Genomic DNA, 13,332 nt, shown 5'->3' on the forward strand with positions numbered 1-13,332 from the left:
AGGACAGGCATGTCACGTCGCAGGGCTCCCCTGGCCGTGCTCTCCACGGTCATCGTCACGGCGGCCACTCTCACCGCCTCCACCGCGGCCCACGCCGCCACCACCACGTTCACCCCGACCGCCGACACCTACGTCGACAACTCCTCCACCAGCACGAACTACGGCACGTCCGGCCAGCTCGGCATCGACAACTCCCCGGTCAAGCGGTCGTTCCTCAAGTTCACCGTCTCCGGGATCAGCGGTGTCTCCAACGCCAAGCTGCGCATCCACACCGACGACGTCTCCGGCGCCGAGAGCCCGAACGGCGGCACGTTCCGGGCGATGTCGAACGCCGGCTGGACCGAGGCGGCGGTGACCTGGAACAACCAGCCCGCGATCGACGGCGCCACCCTGGGCTCCCTCGGTTCGGTCGTGCGCAACGCCTGGTACGAGGTCGACGTCACGAGTCTCGTCACGGGCAACGGCACCTACAGCATCGGCATCACGTCCAGCAGCACGGACGGCGCCGACTACGACTCGCGCGAGAGCGGGTCGACGGCGCCGCAGCTCGTCGTCACCGACGGGTCGACGCCGCCTCCCGGCGACCCGGTCTTCGTCGGCGCGGGCGACATCGCCGACTCGGGTTCCGGTGACACGGCCACGGCCGCGTTGCTGGACGGCATCCAGGGCACCGTCTGGACCACGGGCGACAACGTCTACCCGGACGGCACCGCCTCGCAGTTCAACACCTACTACGAGCCCACCTGGGGCCGCCACAAGGCGCGCACGCGGCCGTCGCCCGGCAACCACGACTACAACACCAGTGGCGCCACGGGGTACTACAACTACTTCGGTGCCCAGGCCGGTCCGTCGGGTCGTGGCTACTACTCCTACGACATCGGCAACTGGCACATCGTGTCGCTCAACTCCAACATCACCATGTCGGCGGGCAGCGCGCAGGAGCAGTGGCTGCGGCAGGACCTGGCGGCGAGCACGAAGCCGTGCACCGCGGCGTACTGGCACCACCCGCTGTTCACCAGCGGCGCCAACCACGCGCCCTCGACGGCCACCCGGCCGCTGTTCCAGGCCCTGTACGACTACAACGCCGACGTGGTGCTCTTCGGCCACAACCACCAGTACGAGCGGTTCGCCCCGCAGAACCCCAGCGGCGCGCTGGACAACTCGCGCGGCATCCGGTCGTTCGTCGCGGGCATGGGCGGCGCCGGGGCCTACGGCTTCGGCACGATCAGGCCGAACAGCGAGGCCCGCAACACCGGCACCCAGGGCGTGCTGAAGCTGACGTTGCACGACAACAGCTTCGACTGGCAGTTCGTCCCCGTGGCGGGCAAGACCTACACCGACAGCGGCACCACCACCTGCCACTGACGGACCGCTGGAGGCCGATGATGTACCTGTCCACCATCGACAAACCCAAGTCAGCGAACTGGAAGGGGCTGAGCGGCAACGTCTTCGCGCTCGGCACCGTCAGCCTCGTCACCGACGTCTCGTCGGAGATGGTGGCCGCGGTCCTGCCGCTGTACCTCGTCATCGGCCTCCAGCTCAGCCCCGCCGCGTACGGGCTGATCGACGGCGTCTACACCGGCGCCACCACCCTGCTCAGACTCGCCGGCGGCTATCTCGCCGACCGGACGAACAAGCGCAAGGCCGTCGCGGGCCTCGGGTACGGGATCTCCGCGGTGGCCAAGCTCGGGCTCCTCGCCGCCGGCAACTCCCTGACGGCGCTGGGGTTCGTGATCACCGCCGACCGCGCGGGCAAGGGCCTGCGGACCGCGCCGCGCGACGCGTTGATCACCCTCTCCACCCCCAGCGGCGACCTGGGCCGGGCGTTCGGCGTGCACCGGGCGATGGACGGCATCGGCGCGTTCGCCGGTCCGCTCGTCGCGATGGCGGTGCTGGCCGCGTCCGCGCAGTCGTTCGACGCGGTGTTCGTCGTGAGCGCCTGCGTCGCCGCGTTCGGTGTGCTGGTCCTCGTGCTGTACGTGCGCGATCGGCCGGAACCTGTGCAGCGCAAGGAACCTCTCAAGCTCGCGCTGCTCAAGGACCCGGCCGTCCGCAAGATCGTGCTGGCCGCGTCCCTGCTCGGCCTGGTCACCATCGGCGACGGGTTCGTGTACCTGTTGCTGCAGAAGCGCGAAGGGCTGGCGTTCGGCTGGTTCCCGTTGCTCGCCGTGGGCACGAGCCTCGTCTACCTGCTGCTCGCCGCACCGCTGGGCGCGCTCGCGGACCGCGTCGGCCGGCTCAAGGTCATGCTGGCCGGGTACGGCGCGCTGACCGTCGTCTACCTGTTGCTCTTCGGACCGCTGGGCGGCTGGCCGTTGCTCGTGCTGGTCGTGCTGCTGTACGGCTTCTTCTACGCCTGCACGGACGGCGTGCTGATGGCGCTCGCAGGCCCCGTCCTGCCCGAACGCCTGCGCACCACCGGCATCGCGCTGATCCAAAGTGGACAGGCGCTCGCCTACCTCGGCTCCTCCGTGCTGTTCGGTCTCGCCTGGCAGTTCTGGAGCCCCGAGGCCGCCACCAGGATCGCCGCCGTCGCGGTGGTCTGCGCCCTGATCACCACCGCCGCACTGCTGGGACGACGCCGATGAACAAGCGCCTGCTGATCACCCTGACCGCCGCGGTCCTGCTCGGCGGTGTCGCCGTCGGTTACACCGCGTTGTCCGGCGCCGCACCGGACAACGCCGCCCAGTCCGTTCCGGCCGGCGCGGGGCCGCGGTTGATGGTGCTGAGCAACGGCAAGCTCTCCACGGTCTCACGCGCCGACGGTTCACGGGAAGTCACCGGGCAGAGCTGCGACCGCGCGTACTCGGCCGCGGGCACGATCTCCTGCCTGCGCCCGGCCGGCGCGTTGAAGGCGAGCGAACTCGCCGTGCTCGACAACGACCTCCGCGAGCTCAAGACCGTTCCGCTGACCGGTTTCCCGAACCGCACGCGGGTCTCGACCAGCGGCCGGATGGTGGCGTGGACGCTGTTCGTCGACGGACATTCCTACGCCGCCAACGGGTTCTCCACCAGCACGGGCATCCTCGACACGAAGACCGGTGCGCTGGTCACGTCGCTGGAGGAGTTCGCGGTCGAGGGCATGGCGGGGCGACCGGTCGACACGAACTACTGGGGCGTCACGTTCACCGCGGACGACAACCGCTTCTACGCCACCATGTCCACCGGCGGCCACCGCTACCTGCTCGAAGGCGACTTCGCGGCCCGCAAGGTCAAGCCGTTGACGGACACGGACAACGTCGAGTGCCCGTCGCTCTCACCGGACGGCACCCGCGTCGCCTACAAGAAGGCCGTGGACGGCGACCCGCAGAAGGGCTGGCGCGTCTCGGTCCTCGACCTGGCCTCCCGCGAGATCACCGAACTGGCCGAGACCCGCAGCGTCGACGACCAGCCGGCGTGGGTCGACGACAGGACCGTGACGTACGGCATCCAGCGCGACGACGGCCTGAACGACGTGTGGGCCGTGCCCGCGGACGGCTCCGGCACACCGGCCGTGCTGGTCCCCGAGGCCAGTTCGCCGGCGCCGCTCGGTTGAGAGGATCAGGCAAGAGCGCGGCAGCATCGATCTGCCGCACGCCCTGTTCGAGCTGATCTGATGAGTGCGTCGCCAGAACGGCGGCACCGCAGAGAGGTAGGAACAGATGAGTGTCGGGCACGGTTTCCACGCCACCCTCACCGCACGGCCCGGCAAGGGCGACGAGGTCGTCGAGTTCCTGCTCGGCGCGCCGTCGCTGACCAACGACGACTGCGTGGTCTTCCTGGTCGGCCGCTCCGCCGCGAACCCCGACGTCGTCCACGTGACCGAGGGCTGGACGACGGCCGAGGCGCACAGCGCGTTCTTCGCGAGCGACGAGGCGCAGGCGCTCGTCGCGAACCTCCAGACGTTGCTCGCCGGTGAGTCCACGTACCTCGACGAGCTGCCCGTCGGCGGCAAGGCGGCGTTCTGATGGCGCGCCCGGCTCTCGACCCCGAACTGCGCGCGCTCCTCGCGGACGTGCCGCTGTCGACCGGACTCACCCACGAGATGCTCCAGCAGATCCGCAAGATACCGTCGCCACCGTTCAAGACCGACGCCGAACGACGCGACGTGACCGTCGGCGAGATCACGCTGACCGTCTTCCGCCCCTCCGGGCTCACCGGGCCCGCGCCGTGCGTCTACTGGATCCACGGCGGTGGCATGGTGATGGGCGACCGCTTCTCGCAGATCGACATCCCGTTGCAGTGGCTGGAGGAGCTCGGCGTCGTCGTGGTCACCGTCGAGCACCGGCTCGCCCCGGAGTCGGCCGGGAGCACGCTCGTCGAGGACTGCTACGACGGTCTCCTGTGGACGGTCGAGAACGCACGGGAGCTCGGCGTCGACCGGATCGTCGTGGCGGGCATCAGCGCCGGGGGCGGACTGGCTGCCGGGGTCGCTCTGATGGCCCGCGACCGGGGCGGTCCGGAGATCGCGGCGCAGGTGCTGATCTGCCCGATGCTGGACCACCGCAACGACAGCACGTCCAGCAGGCAGCACTCGGGCGAGCCCGGTGTGTGGACGCGGGAGATGAACGAATTCGGCTGGCGGTCGGTGCTCGGCGACGCAGAGGAGGTGTCTCCTTACGTGTCACCGGCTCTGGCCGGCGACCTGTCCGGCCTGCCGCCCACCTACGTCGACACCGGAACGGCCGAGGTATTCCGCGACGAGGACGTCGCGTACGCCTCGCGGATCTGGGCGGCGGGCGGGAACGCCGAGCTGCACACGTGGGCCGGTGGGTTCCACGGCTTCGACGCGATCTTCCCCGGCGCCCGGCTCTCCACCGCCGCACGGCGGACGCGCACCGAGTGGCTGGCCCGCACGCTCGGCTAGGCGGGAAGGGGCCGCATGCGGTCCGGCATGTGAGCGCGCAACGTGTCGTGCAACGCGGAGACCTCGTCGGCGTCCAGGAGAACGGATCCCGTCTCGCACGCCAGCACCGCCTCGCCGGTGCGCTGGTCGGGCACGTACCGGAGTTCGACGTCCGGCACGGTGCACGACTCCGCCTGACGAATCGCGTGCAGCAACTCCGACACCCGTTCGTACCCCAGCCGCGCGCTCCAGCACGACGCGGCCAGGGGACGGACGAACAGACGGAGGCCTCCAGTGGATCGGCGAACCTCGACGCACGACATCACCGTGACGACCTCCTAGCCGGACTCACCAGCGAGACTAGTCAGAGATGTCCGGTTTCAGCGTCGAGTGTCACCCGAACGGATCATTGGTAGCAGGGCTTGTCGAACTTGAAGTCCTTGGCGGTGGAACCGGTGAAGAAGTCCTCCACCAGGGTCACTCCGGTCGGAGCGGCGTCGTCGGGCTTGTAGAGGGTGTTCTGACGGAACACGCCGTCCTGGGGCGAGGCGGAGAAGTTGCCCGCACCGGAGGGAAGCATGCCCTCGTAGTCCACCGACGAGAGTTGACGCACGGCGGCGAGCACGCCGGCGCGCGTCAGGTCCTTGTTGGCGGCGGCCTTCTCCAGGGCGGCCTTGAGCGGGTACGCCCACACCCACCCGGCGGTGTAGCCGTCGTTCGGGGTGACACCGGGCAGTGCCGCGCGCAGCGCCGTGTGGCCGACGGACTCGGTGCTCCACGACTTCCACGGTGCGGACTGCATGTACAGCGCCTTGATCGCGGGGGCGGCCGGCGACTTGAGCAGACCGGGGTTCCACGTCGGCGAGGTGCCGATGAACTTGCCCTTGAAGCCGCGGGCGGCGGCCTGACCGATGATCACGGCGGCGTCGGTCGGGCCGGTCGTGAGGATCACGAGGTCGGGCTTCTTCGACACCACCGCGTCGATCGCGCCGCCCTGGTTGTCCTGGCCGGCCGTGGTGGTCACGTTCTCGAACGTCAGCCCGCGCTTCTCGGCCGCGATCTTCGCACCGGCCGCGGCGTCGTCGCCGTAGTCACCGGCGTTGTGCACGGCCATGACGGACTTCACGCCCATCTTCTCGGCGGCGTAGTCGACGGAGTTCATCGACTCCACGCAGTAGTTCGCGCCGGACTCCAGCACGACCTCCTCGTGGCCCCACAACGAGGTCCACGACGCTGGCACCGACACCATCGGGGTCTTCTCGAGGTCCGGCAGGATCGCGACGGTGGTGGGCGAGCCCAGGGTCTGGGTCAGCGCCAGGACGCTGCCCTTGATCTCCTGGTAGACCTGGTTGTGGATCTGCGGGTTGTACTTGTTGTCCTTGACGTACTTGGTGACGTCGACCTCGTAGCCGCCGATGCCGCCCTTGTCGTTGACGCGCTTCCAGAACGCCTTCTGCGCGTCGGTGATCGGCACGGCCAGCGTCTTGAACGGGCCCTCGGTGAGGTCCGAGATCGTGCCGAGGTAGATGCAGCCCTTGGACTTGTCGACGGCCTCGGGGCACGCCTCCTTGGTCACGCCCGCGTCGACCTTGATGCCGCCCGCGCCTTCCTGCGGTGCGGCGTCGCCACCACCACGACACGAGGCGAGGAGCAACGCCCCTACGAAGATGACTGCGATTCTCTTACCGGACATGGGGATTCTCTCCTCAGTACGAGAACGGCCAAGTGCGCCAGTAGTTGCGGACGCGGACCCAGATGCCGAACAACCCGCGTGGCTCGACGATGAGAAACACGATGATGAGCACTCCGTAGAGCACGGCTTCCAGCTGGAAGACCGTGAACACCCCGGTCGCGTCACCACTGATGAACGGCAGCACCGTGGGCAGTTCCCTGGTGATGCGTGGCAGCAGAGTGATGAAGAGCGCGCCCATGATCGCTCCGGAGATGGTGCCCGCGCCGCCGATGAGCACCATCGCGATGTACTGCACTGACAACAGCAGGTTGAACGAGCCGGGGTCGAAGAACCCGTTCACCACGAACAACAACGCGCCCGCGACACCCGCGTAGAACGAGGACACCGCGAACGCGAGGACCTTGTACCTCGTCAGGTCCACACCGATCACCGACGCCGCCAGGTCCCTGTCCCGCACCGCCGCGAACGCCCGCCCGACGCGCGAGCGCACGAGGTTGCGCGCCAGCACGGCGAAGATGACCAGCAGCACGAACATCAGCAGGTAGAGCTGTTGTGCCGCCGTGAACACCGCGTTGTCCTGGTCGAGGCGCACCCCGAACAGCTCGGGCACGGCCGCGGGCCTGCCGACACCGGGGCCGCCGGTCAGCGACGTCCACTCCCGGAACACGTGCTCTCCCAGGAAGACCAGTCCCAGCGTCACGATCGCGAGGTAGAGACCGCGCAACCGCACCGCCACCGGCGCCACCAGGACGCCGAAGAGCGCGGCCACCAGACCCGCGGCCAGCAGCCAGATCGGCAGCGACGTGATGCCGAAGCCGATCACCCGCCCGGTCTCGGGACCGGACAGCGCCGCCGCCGTGTACGCGCCGATCGCGAGGAAGAACGCGTGGCCCAGCGAGACCTGGCCCGCGTACCCCGTGACGATGTTCAGCCCGATCGCGCCGATCGCCGCCACGAACCCGGTGGCGAGCAGCTGCAGCAGGTCGTCGGTGATCATGAACGGCATCACCAGGGCCAGCACGAGCAGCCCGCCCGACCACGCGCGTTTGGGACGCGTGTTCAGGAACGCCATGTCCTGCCCGTAGGAGGTGTACAACTCCGGCCTGCCTTTGAGTCCCTTCACAGTCGCTCCACCTCCTTCTTGCCGAACAGCCCGTACGGTCTGACGAGCAACACGAGCAGCATCAACGCGTACGGCGCGACCAGCCCGAAGTTCGGGCCGAGCCACGGTGCGAAGTCGTTCTGGTAGGTGCCGAAGAGCGACTCGACGACCCCGACCGTGAGCCCGCCGACGACCGCGCCTCCCAGCGACTCCAGGCCGCCGATGATGATCGCGGGCAACGCCTTCAGCGCCACGATCCACAGCTGCTGGTCGACACCGGCGCCGGTCGCGACGAACACGCCGGCCAGTGCGGCGAGCCCGCCCGCCAGCGCCCACGACAGCGCGAACACCGATCCGACCGAGACCCCCTGCGCCAGCGCGACCTCCTGGTCGTAGGCGACCGCACGCATCGCGAGCCCGATCCGGGAGTAGCGGAAGAACACGAACAGCAACGCCGTCACGACCGCGGTCGTCGCGATCATGACCAGGTACCGCTCCTGCACCTCGGCGCCCAGGAAGCTGACCGTGCTCAGGCCCCACGGGTCGCCGACCTGCCGCACGTCGAGGCCGATGAACGCGTTGGTGACGACCCTGACCACCACGTCCACGCCGATGGTGATGATCGCGACCACGAACACCGGTTTGCCGACCATCGGCCGCAGCACCGTGCGTTCCACGCCCAGCGCCAGCACCGCGATCACCACGGCGGCCACGACGACCGCCCCGAGGAACGACACCGCGGGCGAGAGGTACGAGACCAGCACGGCGCCCGCCAGCATGAACGCCGGCTGCGCGAAGCTGATCACCTGCGTCGACTTGTAGATGATCACGAAGCCGAGCGCGAGCAGCGAGTAGATCGACCCGGTGCCGAGGCCTCGGATCAACGACTGGAGAAACTCATCCATACATGCTCTCCACAAGATCGTCGAACATCTTGCCCAGGGCGGATCTCTTCACCTTCTGCGTCGCGGTGAGCTCGCCGTCCTCGTGGTCGAGCTCCTTGGGGAACATCCGGAACTTCTTGATCTGCTCGACCTGGGCGAACTTCCCGTTCACCTCGGTCACGATCCCCTGCACCAGTTCCAGGACCTCGGCCTTCTCCGACAGGTCCCGGTAGGTGGTGTAGGTGATCTTGCGCTGCTGGGCCCAGTGGCCGACCGTCTCGTACTCGATGCCGATCAGCGCGACCAGGAACTTGCGCTGGTCGCCGATCACCACGGCCTCCTTGATGTACGGGGAGGTCTTGAGGGCGTTCTCCAGCTCGGACGGCGAGATGTTCTTGCCACCGGCGGTGATGATGATGTCCTTCATCCGGTCGGTGATCTTCACGTGCGTGCCGTCGACCCACTCGCCGACGTCACCGGTGTGCAGCCAGCCGTCGTTCAGCACGCGTTCGGTGGCCTCGGGGTCCTGCCAGTAGCCCGCGAACGTGCCGCCGTGCCTCGTGAGGACCTCGCCGGTCTCCTCGTCGATCCGGAGCTCGGTGCCGGGCTGCGGTTCGCCGACCGTGCCGACCTTGACCCGCCCAGGACGGTTCCCCGTCGCCACTGCGGTGTTCTCGGTCATGCCGTAGACCTCGTGCATCGGCACCCCGATGCCCATGAAGAACTTCAGGACGTCCGGCGCGATCGGCGCGGCACCGGACGCCGCGTACCGGACGTGCCGCATGCCGATCCTGGCCTTCAGCGCCCGGAAGCAGAACAGCCAGCCCAGCGCGTAGAGCATCCGGCTCCGCCCCGTGTGCCGGCCGCCTGTCCGCACGAGCGTCTCGCCGATGGTCTCGGCGCGCTCGAGCCAGAACAGGGTGGTCGACCGCTTGAGCCAGGACGCGCTGGAGACGCCGATCTTGACGCCCGCCAGCACCTTCTCCCAGATGCGCGGAACGCCGAACAGGATCGTCGGCTGCACCTCGCGCAGGTTCGCCTGCACGGTCTCGATCGACTCGGCGAAGTGGACCTGCACACCGCTGGCCGCGCTGAACCACGTCGTGAAGATCCTTTCGGCGACGTGGCACAACGGCAGGTAGGACAGCGTGACGTCGGCGGAGGACGGCGGTGGCGAGGTGAAACCGCCGCCCTCCACCAGCACGTGGACGGCGAACTCGACGTTCGCCACGGTGAGCATCGCGCCCTTGGGCGGCCCGGTGGTGCCCGAGGTGTAGATCAACGTCATGACGTCGCCGGACCCGGTGGCCGCCATGCGGTCCGCGAGCTCGGTCCCGAACTCCTCGCGGTGAGCCGCGCCGAGTGCCAGGAAGTCGTCCCAGGCAAGGAGTTTCGGGTTGTCGTAGCGGCCCTTGATGCCGCGCGGCTCGACGTAGACGATCCACTCCAGGTCCGGGGTGTCCTCCAGCACGAGCAACGCCTTGTCGACCTGTTCCTGGTCCTCGGCGATGAGGATCCGCGTGCCGGAGTGGGACAGGAGGTAGGCGACCTCGGACGCCGGGTTCGTGGGGTAGAGCCCGACCGTGATGCCGCGGGCCGCGACGATGCCGAGGTCGGCGTAGAGCCATTCGCGCCGGTTCTCGGAGTGGATCGCGACCCGTTCGCCCGGCTGCAGGCCGAGTGCGAGCAACGCGTGCCCGACCAGTTCGACGTTCGACCAGTAGGACGCCCAGCTGACCTCCTGCCAGATGCCGAAGTCCTTGGCACGCAATGCGATCTGGTCGGGCGTCTTCTCGGCGCGGTCCTTCACGCGCGTCACGACGGTGGTCGTCATGGCGTCACGCTCTTGTGCTGCTCGCCGAGGTAGGCCCGGATGACGTCGGGGTCCTGCTGGACCTCGGCGGGTGTGCCGGTGCGGATGGGGCGACCGAAGTCCATGACCATCACGCGGTCGGCGAGGTCCATGACGAGGCCCATGTCGTGCTCCACCATGATCATCGGGATGTTGAGCTCCTCGCGCACGTCGAGGATGAACCGGGCCATGTCCTCGGTCTCCTCCACGTTCATGCCCGCGACCGGCTCGTCGAGCAGGAGCAGCTTCGGTTCCATCGCGAGCGCCCTGCCCAGCTCGACGCGCTTCTGCACGCCGTAGGGCAGCAGGCCGACCGGGAACCGGCGCCACTGCTCCAGCTCCAGGAAGTCGATGACGCCCTCGACCGCGGCCCTGTTCTCCAGCTCCTCCTTGCGCGCCTTGCCGAGCCAGAAGAACGCCGACAGCGCGCCGTAGCGCATGTGGTTGTGACGGCCGAGCATGAGGTTGTCGACGACCGTGAGGTGGGAGAACAGCTCGATGTTCTGGAACGTGCGGGCCATGCCCCGCGCGGCGATGCGGTGGGGCCGCATGCCGACCAGGTCCTCGTCGCGGAACCGCACGGTGCCCCGCTGCGGCCGGTAGACGCCGCTCAGGACGTTGAAGATGGACGTCTTGCCGGCGCCGTTCGGGCCGATGATGGCGAAGAGCTCGCCCTCCTCGACGGTGAACGACACCCCGTCGACGGCCACGACGCCGTCGAACGCGAGTCGCACCTCGCTGACCTCGAGGACGCTCATGACAACCACCTCTTCCTGCGCTTGTAGTGCTTGACCGCACGGAACGAGGAGGTGCCGAGACCGAGGTAGAACTCGCGGATGTCGTCGTCGGCGAGCAGCGCCTGCGCCGGTTTGTCCATGACGACCTTGCCGGTCTCGAGCACGTAGCCGTGGTCGGCGATGGACAGCGCCATGCTGGCGTTCTGCTCGACCAGCAGGACCGTGGTGCCCTGTTCGTTGATCTTCACGACGAGGTCGCGGATCTGCTGCACGAGCAACGGCGCGAGGCCGAGGCTGGGTTCGTCCAGCAGCAGGTAGGACGGCTCCGACATCAGCGCCCGCCCGATCGAGAGCATCTGCTGCTCACCACCGGACAGGTAGCCCGCGCTCTGTCTTCGCCTCTCCAGGAGCCGGGGGAACAGTTCGTAACACCGGTCCAGGTTCTGCTTGAGCCGTTTGGGCCTCGCGTGACCGCCGACCTTGAGGTTCTCCTCGACGGTCAGTTCGGCCAGGATCCGCCGGCCCTCCAGCGCCTGCTTGATGCCCCGCTCGGCGATCCGCGCCGGTGAGAGGCGGTGGATCGGTTCACCGTCGAGCGTGATCGAGCCCTTGGTGACCTTGCCGTCGTGCACGTCGAGCAGGCCGCTGAAGGCCCTCATCAACGTCGTTTTCCCAGCTCCGTTGGCCCCGAGAAGGGCCACGACCTTGCCCTGGGGCACCTGCAGGCTCACGCCCCGGAGCACCAGCATGACGTCGTCGTAGACAACCTCAAGGTTGTTCGCCTCGAGCACCAGCGCCTCCTAGGGGCCCCTGACATACCGAGCAGTATGTACCCCTTGAGACTTGGATCACAGAGCAGTTTGACCACTGTGGGCGATTTCGTGATGCGCAGATCGCAAGTGGTCCAGCACTCTGCGTGACTGTCCTCAGTGGACTTGTTGCCGATGTGTAACAGGGCGTGACACGGGTACTCCGTTGCCGACACCAATCGAAGGAGGAGGTTTCGTGACCACCATTGAGAAGTCGGTGGACGTCCAGGTGCCTGTGAGCACGGCGTACAACCAGTGGACCCAGTTCGAATCCTTCCCGGCGTTCATGGACGGCGTCGAGAAGATCGACCAGCTCACGCCGACGATGACGCACTGGACCACGAAGATCGGTGGGGTCGTCCGCGAGTTCGACGCGGAGATCACCGAGCAGCACCCCGACGAGCGCGTCGCCTGGACCACGGTCGAGGGCCCGTCGCAGGCCGGTGTGGTCACCTTCCACCGGATCGACAACGACACCACGCGGGTCCACCTCCAGATGGACTACGAGCCGGAGACCCTCACCGAGAAGGCGGGGACCGCGCTCGGCGTGGTCGGCCACCGGATCGAGGGCGACCTCAAGCGGTTCAAGGAGTTCATCGAGAACCGCGGCACCGAGACCGGCGCGTGGCGTGGCGACGTGACGCCACCGCCCCAGGTCTGATCGCGGTGCGCGTTGACGCCAGACCAGCACGAGGCGTTCGAGGAGCTCGCGCGCTCAGCCCGTCACTCGTCTGAGTACTACCTGACGCGTGACCGGCTGGTGCGCGAGTACCTCCCGCTCGCCCGGCACATCGCCCGCCGCTTCAGCGAACGCGGTGAGCCCATGGAGGACCTGGCGCAGGTGGCGGCCGTCGGGCTGATCAACGCCATCGACCGGTTCGACGTCTCGCGGCAGACGGACTTCCTGTCCTACGCCGTGCCGACGATCACCGGCGAGGTGCGGCGCCACTTCCGCGACCAGTGCTGGGCGGTGCGCGTGCCCCGCAGGTTGAAGGAGCTCTGCGACTCGATCGACGGTGCCACCGCCGAGCTGTCGCACAGGACCGGGCGGTCTCCCACTCCCTCCGAGATCGCCCGGCACCTGGGGTTGCCGCTCAGCGACGTCTACGAGGGCCTGCGCATCGAGAAGAACATCGCGTTCGCACCCCTCGACTCGCTGGAGAGCTCCACGGTCGACGACCCGGCGCTCGAAGGCGTGGAGATCCACGAGGCCCTGCAGCCCATGCTGCGGGGCCTTCCCCGACGTGAGCGGACCATCGTGGTCCTGCGGTTCTTCGGCCGGCTCACCCAGACCGAGATCGCCCGGCGCGTGGGGATCTCCCAGATGCACGTGTCACGGCTGCTCACCAAGTCACTGGAGCAGTTGCGGCACGACCTGCTGGCGGAGGAGTGAAATGAACGAGCGGGAATGTCCGGTTCTGGCGATACTC

The 13,332-nt window shown here is 68.3% G+C and carries 14 protein-coding genes; 7 read left to right on the forward strand and 7 right to left on the reverse strand.

From position 1 onward, the window contains the following. The first annotated feature begins 9 nt into the window (after positions 1–9). The 5 genes from IE307_RS22580 to IE307_RS22600 all read left to right on the forward strand — a co-directional run bounded on the left by IE307_RS22580 (position 10) and on the right by IE307_RS22600 (position 4,846). Positions 10–1,365: a CBM96 family carbohydrate-binding protein gene (locus tag IE307_RS22580; RefSeq protein WP_191300687.1), complete on the forward strand. Its 1,356-nt coding sequence runs from the start codon at positions 10–12 to the stop codon at positions 1,363–1,365. Positions 1,366–1,385: 20 nt separating this feature from the next. Then, positions 1,386–2,588, forward strand: a complete 1,203-nt coding sequence (locus IE307_RS22585) for an MFS transporter (protein ID WP_191300689.1) — start codon at positions 1,386–1,388, stop codon at positions 2,586–2,588. Then, positions 2,585–3,535 carry a TolB-like translocation protein gene (locus IE307_RS22590; protein ID WP_191300691.1) on the forward strand — a complete coding sequence of 317 codons (951 nt, stop codon included), beginning with the start codon at positions 2,585–2,587 and terminating at the stop codon, positions 3,533–3,535. The genes IE307_RS22585 and IE307_RS22590 overlap by 4 nt, the downstream gene beginning before the upstream one ends. A gap of 106 nt (positions 3,536–3,641) precedes the next feature. Next, positions 3,642–3,947, forward strand: a complete 306-nt coding sequence (locus IE307_RS22595) for a putative quinol monooxygenase (protein ID WP_191300693.1) — start codon at positions 3,642–3,644, stop codon at positions 3,945–3,947. Then, entirely contained in the window at positions 3,947–4,846 is a 900-nt protein-coding gene (locus IE307_RS22600; RefSeq protein WP_191300695.1) for an alpha/beta hydrolase, read from the forward strand. Before IE307_RS22595 ends, IE307_RS22600 begins: the two co-directional genes overlap by 1 nt. Here IE307_RS22600 and IE307_RS22605 read toward each other — a convergent pair. The 7 genes from IE307_RS22605 to IE307_RS22635 form a co-directional block, all read right to left on the reverse strand. Further along, positions 4,843–5,049: a hypothetical protein gene (locus IE307_RS22605; protein ID WP_191300697.1), complete on the reverse strand. Its 207-nt coding sequence runs from the start codon at positions 5,047–5,049 to the stop codon at positions 4,843–4,845. The genes IE307_RS22600 and IE307_RS22605 overlap by 4 nt on opposite strands. A gap of 182 nt (positions 5,050–5,231) precedes the next feature. Beyond that, the gene (locus tag IE307_RS22610; RefSeq protein ID WP_191300699.1) at positions 5,232–6,518 is read right to left on the reverse strand and encodes an ABC transporter substrate-binding protein; all 1,287 of its coding nucleotides are present in this window, start codon (positions 6,516–6,518) and stop codon (positions 5,232–5,234) included. Between the two features lie 13 nt (positions 6,519–6,531). Further along, positions 6,532–7,641, reverse strand: coding sequence for a branched-chain amino acid ABC transporter permease (locus tag IE307_RS22615; RefSeq protein ID WP_229904968.1), 1,110 nt, complete (start codon positions 7,639–7,641; stop codon positions 6,532–6,534). Beyond that, a complete protein-coding gene (locus tag IE307_RS22620) occupies positions 7,638–8,525 on the reverse strand; it encodes a branched-chain amino acid ABC transporter permease (RefSeq protein WP_191300700.1) in 888 nt (295 codons plus the stop codon). The genes IE307_RS22615 and IE307_RS22620 overlap by 4 nt, the downstream gene beginning before the upstream one ends. Continuing rightward, positions 8,518–10,338, reverse strand: a complete 1,821-nt coding sequence (locus IE307_RS22625; protein ID WP_191300702.1) for an AMP-dependent synthetase/ligase — start codon at positions 10,336–10,338, stop codon at positions 8,518–8,520. The genes IE307_RS22620 and IE307_RS22625 overlap by 8 nt, the downstream gene beginning before the upstream one ends. Beyond that, a complete protein-coding gene (locus IE307_RS22630) occupies positions 10,335–11,114 on the reverse strand; it encodes an ABC transporter ATP-binding protein (protein WP_191300704.1) in 780 nt (259 codons plus the stop codon). Before IE307_RS22630 ends, IE307_RS22625 begins: the two co-directional genes overlap by 4 nt. Continuing rightward, positions 11,111–11,887 carry an ABC transporter ATP-binding protein gene (locus IE307_RS22635; RefSeq protein WP_444543462.1) on the reverse strand — a complete coding sequence of 259 codons (777 nt, stop codon included), beginning with the start codon at positions 11,885–11,887 and terminating at the stop codon, positions 11,111–11,113. Before IE307_RS22635 ends, IE307_RS22630 begins: the two co-directional genes overlap by 4 nt. Before the next feature lie 211 nt (positions 11,888–12,098). Here IE307_RS22635 and IE307_RS22640 point away from each other — a divergent pair, with 211 nt between their 5' ends. Both IE307_RS22640 and IE307_RS22645 read left to right on the forward strand, forming a co-directional pair. Then, entirely contained in the window at positions 12,099–12,563 is a 465-nt protein-coding gene (locus tag IE307_RS22640; RefSeq protein WP_191300708.1) for an SRPBCC family protein, read from the forward strand. 12 nt (positions 12,564–12,575) lie between these two features. Beyond that, positions 12,576–13,295 (forward strand): SigB/SigF/SigG family RNA polymerase sigma factor, encoded by a 720-nt coding sequence (locus IE307_RS22645; protein WP_191300710.1) that lies wholly within the window; start codon positions 12,576–12,578, stop codon positions 13,293–13,295. Positions 13,296–13,332: the final 37 nt, after the last annotated feature.

The organism is Lentzea cavernae (assembly GCF_014653695.1).
GTDB lineage: Bacteria > Actinomycetota > Actinomycetes > Mycobacteriales > Pseudonocardiaceae > Lentzea > Lentzea cavernae.